The organism is Gilvimarinus gilvus, assembly GCF_030518155.1.
Classification (GTDB): domain Bacteria; phylum Pseudomonadota; class Gammaproteobacteria; order Pseudomonadales; family Cellvibrionaceae; genus Gilvimarinus; species Gilvimarinus gilvus.
In genome coordinates this window covers 1-458 of record NZ_JAULRU010000415.1, presented here as the reverse complement: position 1 = coordinate 458, position 458 = coordinate 1, and the positions used below count along the sequence as shown (strand labels likewise).

Below are 458 nucleotides of genomic sequence, written 5' to 3'. Positions count from 1 at the left end.
CGAGTCCTCAACTATGGCGTCCTTGATGCGCTGCTCGATATCACTTGGCAGGTTGCCCTTTCGCTGCACCTCAACCGAAACGTAGATCGGCAGGGCCACTGCGCGCTGGAACGTCATCGTTTCGTTGTTGCCGGTGGAAGGCGACGTGATCTGCACCTTCACCCCGGTCGCCCCGGGCGGGTCTACCCATGTGTCTGTTTTGGTGCTGTAACGGGGGTACATCGGGGTGCCCGGGTTGTATTTCGAGTACATCGCCTGGCCAACGTCTTGATCTGACCCGCCATTCACGATGACCGCGATTGCGGTATAAGGGATGCCGTCAGGGTCAGCTGGCTCATCGCTGTTGTTCTCAAGGATCTTCACATCCGTCACGCCGCCTACGTTGGCGACAGCTGCCAGCATGTTGTCCTTCATGTTGCTGCCAGGCAGCGACACCGAATTGTTTCTCCTGGCGCGAA

Annotated in this window: 1 protein-coding gene; it reads right to left on the bottom strand. The window is 58.5% G+C overall.

Going from position 1 to position 458, the window contains the following annotated elements; all coding sequences use genetic code 11:
• Positions 1–435 (bottom strand): hypothetical protein (locus QWI17_RS06845; protein WP_302721776.1); only part of this gene is annotated, 435 nt, incomplete at its 3' end.
• Positions 436–458: the final 23 nt, after the last annotated feature.